8 protein-coding genes and 1 pseudogene are annotated in these 7,516 nt (G+C 75.3%); all 9 read right to left on the bottom strand.

Annotated elements, in window-relative coordinates; genetic code table 11:
• A partial coding sequence (locus tag FA014_RS16515) for a PH domain-containing protein (RefSeq protein ID WP_230323287.1) occupies nucleotides 1-576 on the bottom strand: 576 nt, incomplete at its 3' end.
• Complete coding sequence (locus tag FA014_RS16510) at nucleotides 573-1,148, bottom strand: PH domain-containing protein (protein WP_154730736.1); 576 nt, start codon at nucleotides 1,146-1,148, stop codon at nucleotides 573-575. The genes FA014_RS16515 and FA014_RS16510, both read right to left, overlap by 4 nt.
• A gap of 67 nt (nucleotides 1,149-1,215) precedes the next feature.
• Complete coding sequence (locus FA014_RS16505) at nucleotides 1,216-1,701, bottom strand: DUF3180 domain-containing protein (RefSeq protein ID WP_154730735.1); 486 nt, start codon at nucleotides 1,699-1,701, stop codon at nucleotides 1,216-1,218.
• Nucleotides 1,701-3,017 carry a 2-amino-4-hydroxy-6-hydroxymethyldihydropteridine diphosphokinase gene (gene folK, locus FA014_RS16500; RefSeq protein WP_154730734.1) on the bottom strand — a complete coding sequence of 439 codons (1,317 nt, stop codon included), beginning with the start codon at nucleotides 3,015-3,017 and terminating at the stop codon, nucleotides 1,701-1,703. The genes FA014_RS16505 and folK overlap by 1 nt, the downstream gene beginning before the upstream one ends.
• Nucleotides 3,014-3,898, bottom strand: a complete 885-nt coding sequence (gene folP / locus FA014_RS16495; RefSeq protein WP_419178421.1) for a dihydropteroate synthase — start codon at nucleotides 3,896-3,898, stop codon at nucleotides 3,014-3,016. The genes folK and folP overlap by 4 nt, the downstream gene beginning before the upstream one ends.
• Nucleotides 3,899-3,949: 51 nt before the next feature.
• A complete protein-coding gene (gene folE / locus FA014_RS16490; protein ID WP_195969332.1) occupies nucleotides 3,950-4,552 on the bottom strand; it encodes a GTP cyclohydrolase I FolE in 603 nt (200 codons plus the stop codon).
• Between the two features lie 2 nt (nucleotides 4,553-4,554).
• Nucleotides 4,555-6,582, bottom strand: a complete 2,028-nt coding sequence (gene ftsH / locus FA014_RS16485; RefSeq protein ID WP_154730733.1) for an ATP-dependent zinc metalloprotease FtsH — start codon at nucleotides 6,580-6,582, stop codon at nucleotides 4,555-4,557.
• A gap of 131 nt (nucleotides 6,583-6,713) precedes the next feature.
• Nucleotides 6,714-7,253, bottom strand: coding sequence for a hypoxanthine phosphoribosyltransferase (hpt, locus tag FA014_RS16480; protein ID WP_255733482.1), 540 nt, complete (start codon nucleotides 7,251-7,253; stop codon nucleotides 6,714-6,716).
• 11 nt (nucleotides 7,254-7,264) lie between these two features.
• A pseudogene (locus FA014_RS20800) lies at nucleotides 7,265-7,516 on the bottom strand (tRNA lysidine(34) synthetase TilS); the annotation flags it as partial.

Raw genomic sequence — 7,516 nt, 5'->3', positions numbered from 1 at the left:
CACCGCACCGGCGGCGGGGGCGGCAGCGGGCCGCGGCCGACGGCCCGGGTGCAGGCCCGCGGCGCGCGCCAGCAGCTCCGCGCGCAGCTGCTCGGCCTCCGCCTCGCGCAGGAACGCGAGCGACACCGCGGAGCCGGCGCCGCCGGCGACCTCCAGCCGGAGCTCGGACAGCCCGATGATGCGCGCGAGCAGCGGCTGCACCACGTCGACGGCCTGCAGCCGGTCGAGCCGGGCCTGCCGCTGCTGCCGGAACACGACGCCGGAGCGCAGGTGCACGGCCTCGTCGGTCACCGCGAACCGGGTCATCCGCCAGGCGATCGCGGAGTAGCCGAACCCGATCAGCCCGACCAGCACGACCACGCCCGCGATGACGAGCCACGCGCGCCCGCCGAGCCACTCGGCGAGCTGCCGCACGTCGTCGGCGGCGTTCCACGCGATGACCGCCAGCACGGCGGCGAGCACCTTCCAGCCCTTCACCGCGGGGGTGACCGGGTGCATCCGGCGCCAGGCGAGGTCGTCGACGGGCGGCTCCGGCGCGGGTGCGGGGGTCGCGGGGAGCGGGCGGTCCGCGGTCACAGCCCCGCCAGCCGGGCCTCGCCCCGGGACGCCAGCTGGTCGCGCAGCCGCGCCGCCTCGGCGGTGGGCAGGCCGTCGATCGAGGCGTCGGTGCCGGGCGAGGCGGTGTGCAGCTGCACGGAGGCGATGCCGAGCCGGCGGGCCAGCGGCCCGGCGGTGACGTCGACGTACTGCATGCGGCCGTACGGCACGACGACCATCGAGCGGAACAGGATGCCCCGGCGGAGCAGGAGGTCGTCCGCCCGCTCGGCGTAGCCCATCGCCCGGACCTGGCGCGGCACGAGCCACCCGACCCACGCGACGAGGACGGCGACCAGGGCGGCCGACGCCCACACCCAGACCGAGCCGGTGACCACCGCGACGACGACGAGCGCGAGCAGCGGGACGCCCAGCCAGGCGAGCGCGACCACCAGCCGCGCGGAGGCCAGGCGCGGGGACACCGGCGTCCAGTCGACGCCGGCGGGCTCGAACGGCTCGCTCTCGCGCACGGGCGCGGCGCCGGGCGCGGGGGCCGGCGCGGACGCGGGCGCGACGTCGTGCTGCGGGCGGCTGGCACCCTCGGGCGTGCTCATGCGCACCATCCTCGCATCGTGCGGCGCCGGGACGGCCAGGACCCCGCGCGCGCCCCCCGGGGCCGGCTCAGCCCGCGGCGACGTCCGGCGACGTGCCCGGCGCCTGCTCCGGGTCCTCGGGCGGCGGGATCCGGCAGATCCACTCGACGACGAGCCCGGCGGCGGCCAGCACCAGCGCGCCGAGCACCGCGAGCCCCGCGGACACCGCGCGGTCCCGCTGGGCCTCGATCCCGAGGTCGCCGAGCACGTCGAGGACCTGCGCCGCGTACCAGCCGACCAGCAGCGCGCCGGTGTAGCAGGACGCCTTCGCGAGCACGGCCGTCCGCGCCGCCCGCATCGGGTCGAGCGTCGGGTGCCTGCCCCGCAGGTACTGCCGGACGGACCAGCCCATCGCCAGGACGACGGCGGCGATCAGCACCAGCACCCCGACCATCAGCCAGGGCACCTGCGGCAGCACCACGCCCCGGCTGCCCAGCGCGCGGACGACGAGCCAGCCGACCGCCGCCGCCAGGACGGCGACCAGCACCAGCGTGCGGATGCGGGTGCGCTGCATCAGGGGTCCTGCCGACCCGTCGCGGGGCCGCCGAGGGGGTCGGCCCACTCGACGGGACCGGCGCCGAGCGGGTCGCCCGGGTCGCCCTCGCCGAAGGGCTCCGGGACGCGGTCCCCGCCCGGGGCGGGCGCCGCGCCGGGGTCGGGCTGCGCGGCGGGCACGGGGGCGGTCAGCCAGTCGAGCGCGAGCCAGCGCACGCCGTCCCGGTCGGGCGCGGTCGCGGCGAGCTGCGCGACCGGCCCGCCGCCGAGGCCGTGCAGCACGGCATCGGGCTGCACCTGCGCCCACGGCTGGAGCACGAACGCGCGCTCGTGGGCGCGCGGGTGCGGCAGCTCCAGGTCGTCGGTCACGGCCGACACGTCCCCGTACACGATGATGTCGACGTCCAGGGTCCGCGGGCCCCAGTGCACGAGCCGCTCGCGCCCGTGCCGGCGCTCGACCTCGGACGTGGCGCGCAGCAGGTCGCGGGGGGACAGCGTGGTGCGGGCGATCAGCACCGCGTTGAGGAAGTCGGGCTGCTCGGGGCCGCCGACGGGCGCCGTGCGCGCGAGGGCCGACACGTCCAGCACCTCCAGGCCCGGCACGGCGGCGAGGTCCGCGACGGCGTCCCGCAGCGTGTCCTGCGCCGCGCCGAGGTTCGAGCCGATGGCGAGCACGACCTCGACCGGGGCGTCCGGCGCCGCGTCGAGCGCGTCCTGGACGAGCTCGGCGTCGACCACCTCGTCCTCGGGGTCGGCCGCGGGCGGGGCCTCGAGCACGTGCTCGACCGGGGGCAGCACCGGCGGGAGCACGGGATCCGCGGGTGCGGCGGGCGCCCCGTCCACGGCGGGCGGCGCGACGGCGGGCGGCACCGCGGCCGCGGCCTCCGGCAGCCACCGGGGCGCGTCGTCCGGCACCGGCTCCGCCGCCGGCAGCCAGGTCCGGTCGCGGCGCACCTCCACCACCACGTCGCCGAACGGCACGGTGATGGGCGCCTGCGGCTTGTGCACCGCGACGTCGACGCACTGCACCTGCGGGTGCGCGAGCACGGTCGCGGCGATCCGCTCGGCCACGGTCTCGACCAGGTCGGCGGGCTCGCCCGCGAGCACCGTCACCACCTGCTCGGCGAGCACGCCGTAGTTGAGCGTGTGCCGCAGGTCGTCGGTGGCCGCCGCGCGCCGGGTGTCGAGGTGCGCGACCACGTCGGCGACGAACGTCTGCCCCTCGCGGCGCTCGTGGTCGAACACCCCGTGGTAGCCGGTCGCCGTGACGCCGGTCAGCCGGATCCGGTCCAGCCGGTGGCCGTCCCGCCCGGGCACGTCCGCCTCGTCGCTCATCCCTCGTCCTCCCCGGACGGCGCCGCCGCCCTCCACCGGGCCGCGACGCGCACCGCGTCGGCCGTTCCTCGTGCCTCGTGCACCCGCACGCACCACGCCCCCGCCGCCGCGGCGAGCGCCGACACCGCCGCGGTCGCGGCGTCCCGCTGCCCGGGCGCGGCCGGCACGCCGTCCTCGCCCGCCAGCAGGTGGCCGAGGAACCGCTTGCGCGACGCCCCCACCAGCACCGGGAACCCGTCGGCGACGAGCTCCGGCAGCCGTGCGAGCAGCGGCCAGTTCGCGGAGCCGGGCTTCGCGAACCCGAGCCCGGGGTCGAGCACGACCTGGTGGTCGGCGACCCCGGCGGCGCGCAGCTCGGCCACCCGGTCCGCGAGCTCGCGGCGCACGTCGGTCACCACGTCGTCGTACTGCGCCAGGGAGTCCATGACGTCCGCGTGCCCGCGCCAGTGCATCGCCACGTACACGACGCCGGTGCGGGCGACGACGTCCCGGATCTCCGGCTCGGCCAGCCCGCCGGACACGTCGTTGACCACCACGGCGCCCGCCGCGACAGCAGCCGCCGCGACCTCCGCCCGCGTCGTGTCCACGCTGACCGGCGCCCCGCGGGACACCAGCTCACGGACCACCGGCAGCACCCGGTCCAGCTCCTCGGCCACAGGGACCCGCGCGGCGCCGGGCCGGGTCGACTCGCCGCCCACGTCCAGCAGGTCCGCCCCGTCCGCGAGCAGCGCCAGCCCGTGCGCCACCGCGGCGTCGGGCGCGAACCACCGGCCGCCGTCGGAGAACGAGTCCGGCGTCACGTTCACCACCCCCATGACCAGGGTCCGGCCCGCGCGACCGGCGTCGGTCAGCGCGGGCGGGAGCGGCGAAGGGGTGCGCACGCAGTCAGCCTAGGCGGTCGCCGGGGGCCCGCGGGAACGGGTCCGCGCCTCTCAGCGGGCCGTGACGAGGCTCATCGCCTCGGCGCGGGTCGCCGGGTCGCGCATCTGCCCGCGCACCGCGGACGTCACCGTGCGGGACCCCGGCTTGCGGACGCCGCGCATCGACATGCACAGGTGCTCGCACTCGACGACCACCAGGACGCCGCGCGGCTCCAGGATCTCGACCAGGGCGTCGGCGATCTCGCCCGTCATGCGCTCCTGCACCTGCGGCCGGCGCGCGTACACGTCCACGAGCCGCGCGAGCTTGCTCAGGCCGGTGACCTTCCCGGAGGTGCCGGGGATGTAGCCGATGTGCGCGACGCCGTGGAAGGGGACCAGGTGGTGCTCGCAGGTCGAGTACACCTCGATGTCCCGGACCAGCACCATCTCCTCGTGGCCGATGTCGAAGGTCGCGCTCAGCACGTCCCGCGGGTCCTGGCGCAGCCCGGCGAAGATCTCCTGGTACGCCCGCGCCACGCGCGCCGGCGTGTCCCGCAGCCCCTCGCGCTCGGGGTCCTCCCCCACCGCGATCAGCAGCTCCCGGACCGCCGCCTCCGCCCGGGCGGCGTCGTACGGCGGGACCTCGCGGCGCCGGCCGCGGCCGTCGGCCGCCACGCTCAGGCGTCCGGCGTCTGGTTCGGCGGCACCTCGACCACGACGGCGGCGGGGTGCTCGTCCCGGGCCGCGGCGGCCTCGTCCTGCGGGATCACGGACCCGTTGTGCTCCGCCTTCTCCTTGGCGGTCAGCACCGGCGGACGGTCGGAGACCGAGCGCTGCTCGCTGGACAGCCACACCTCGCGCGGCGGGCGCTTGGTGATCGGCGTGAAGATCTCGGCGAGCTCCGCCTGGTTCAGCGTCTCCTTCTCCAGGAGCTCGAGCACCAGGTGGTCCAGCACGTCGCGGTACTCGACGAGGATCTCCCACGCCTCGGTGTGCGCGGCGTCCATGAGCTTGCGGACCTCGACGTCGACCGTGCCGGCGACCGTCTCGGAGTAGTCGCGCCCGTGGCCCATGTCCCGGCCCATGAACGGCTCGCTGCCGTCCGACCCGAGCTTCACGGCGCCCACGCGCTCGCTCATGCCGTACTGCGTGACCATCTTGCGGGCCGTGGCGGTGGCCTTCTCGATGTCGTTGCTGGCGCCGGTCGTCGGGTCGTGGAACACCAGCTCCTCGGCGACCCGGCCGCCCATCGCGTACGCGAGCTGGTCGAGCAGCTCGTTGCGGGTGGTGGAGTACTTGTCCTCCGTCGGCATGACCATCGTGTAGCCGAGGGCCCGGCCGCGGGGCAGGATCGTCACCTTGGTCACCGGGTCGGTGTACCGCAGCGCCGCCGCCACCAGGGCGTGGCCGCCCTCGTGGTACGCGGTGATCTTCTGCTCCTTGATCTTCATGACCCGGGTGCGCTTCTGCGGGCCCGCGATGACGCGGTCGATCGCCTCGTCGAGCGCGCGGTTGTCGATGATCTGCGCGTTCGACCGGGCGGTGAGCAGCGCGGCCTCGTTCAGCACGTTCGCCAGGTCGGCGCCGGTGAAGCCCGGCGTCCGGCGGGCGACGGCCTGCAGGTCGACGTCGGTCGCCATCGGCTTGCCCTGCGCGTGCACCTGCAGGATCCGCTCGCGGCCCTTGAGGTCCGGCGCCTCGACCGACACCTGCCGGTCGAACCGGCCCGGGCGCAGCAGCGCGGGGTCGAGGATGTCGGGGCGGTTGGTCGCGGCGATGAGGATGACGTTCGTCTTGACGTCGAAGCCGTCCATCTCGACCAGCATCTGGTTGAGGGTCTGCTCGCGCTCGTCGTGGCCGCCGCCCATGCCCGCGCCGCGGTGCCGGCCGACGGCGTCGATCTCGTCGATGAAGATGATCGCCGGGGCGTTCTGCTTGGCCTGGTCGAACAGGTCGCGCACGCGGCTCGCGCCGACGCCGACGAACATCTCGACGAAGTCCGAGCCGGAGATCGAGTAGAACGGCACGCCCGCCTCGCCCGCGACCGCGCGCGCCAGCAGGGTCTTGCCGGTCCCGGGCGGGCCGTACAGCAGCACGCCCTTGGGGATCTTGGCGCCGACGGCCTGGAACTTCTCGGAGTCGGAGAGGAACTCCTTGATCTCGTGCAGCTCCTCGACGGCCTCGTCCACGCCGGCGACGTCCGCGAACGTGACCTGCGGGGTCTCCTTGCTGACGAGCTTGGCCTTCGACTTGCCGAAGGACATCACCCGCGAGCCGCCGCCCTGCATGGACGACATGAGGAACCAGAACAGGCCCAGGATGATCACGAACGGCAGCACCAGCGTCAGCAGGCTGCCCCACCACGACTGCTGCGGGACGTCCGAGGTGTAGCCGCCGGACGGGTCGGCGTCCGCGATGGCCTCCACCACGGTCGGCCCCTGCGGCACGACGTAGTAGAACTGCACGTTCTTGCCGAGGTTGTCCCCGTCCTTGACGAAGTCCTCGGACAGCGTGAGGTCGACCCGCTGCGAGCCCTCGGTCACCAGGGCCTGCTCGACCTTGCCGTCCTTGAGCAGCTCCAGGCCGTCGGAGGTGTCGATGCGCTGGACGCCGGAGGACATGAAGGCGCTGGCCGCGATCCACAGGATCACGACGGCGACGACGATCCACAGGACGGGTCCGCGGGTGAGGCGCTTGAGTGTCATGTGCAGACGGGGGCAGGCCCCCTCGTCCCTCCGGTCGCAGGGGTGGAGTCTTCAGAAGTTACACGCCGAACCTGGGGCGGACGGCCCGTGTTCGCCCAGGGCAGGACGCACCCCCGCGCGGGACCCCGGGGTCAGGACGAGTAGACGTGCGGCGCCAGGGTGCCGACGAACGGGAGGTTGCGGTACTTCTCCGCGTAGTCCAAGCCGTAGCCGACGACGAACTCGTTGGGGATGTCGAACCCGACGTAGCGCACGTCCACCTCGACCTTGGCGGCCTCCGGCTTGCGCAGCATCGTGGCGATCTCGACCGACGCGGGGCCGCGGCTGCGCAGGTTCGCGAGCAGCCAGGACAGGGTCAGGCCGGAGTCGATGATGTCCTCGACGATCAGCACGTGCCGCCCGGTGAGGTCGGCGTCCAGGTCCTTGAGGATCCGCACGACGCCCGAGGACTTGGTGCCGGAGCCGTAGGAGGACACCGCCATCCAGTCCATCGCGAGCGGGGTGCTGATCCGGCGGGCCAGGTCGGCCATCACCATGACGGCGCCCTTGAGCACGCCGACGAGCAGGATCTCCCGCCCGGCGTAGTCCGCGTCGATCTGCGCGGCGATCTCGTCCAGGCGGGTGCCGAGCTGCTCCTCGGTGAGGAGCACGCGCTCCAGGTCCGCGCCCATGTCGTCCACGTTCACCGCTGCGGGTCTCCCTCGTCGTCCGGCTCGACGGCCCGGCGTGCCCCCGGGCCCGCGCGCACGACGTCGCCCTGACCGGACGACGGGGATGCTGCGCGCAGCGCAAGCCTGCCACACGCGCGCCACGCCACGACGCGGCCGGGCAGGTGCACGGGGCCCTGCCCGCGCCAGCCGGTGACGAGCGCGGCGACGGCGGCCACGTGCGCCCGGGTGACCGACCCGGCGGGTGCGCCCGCGCGGACGGCGGC

This window comes from Cellulomonas hominis, from assembly GCF_005239125.1.
GTDB classification, from domain to species: domain Bacteria; phylum Actinomycetota; class Actinomycetes; order Actinomycetales; family Cellulomonadaceae; genus Cellulomonas; species Cellulomonas hominis_A.
This window is presented reverse-complemented; position numbering and strand designations above follow the sequence as displayed.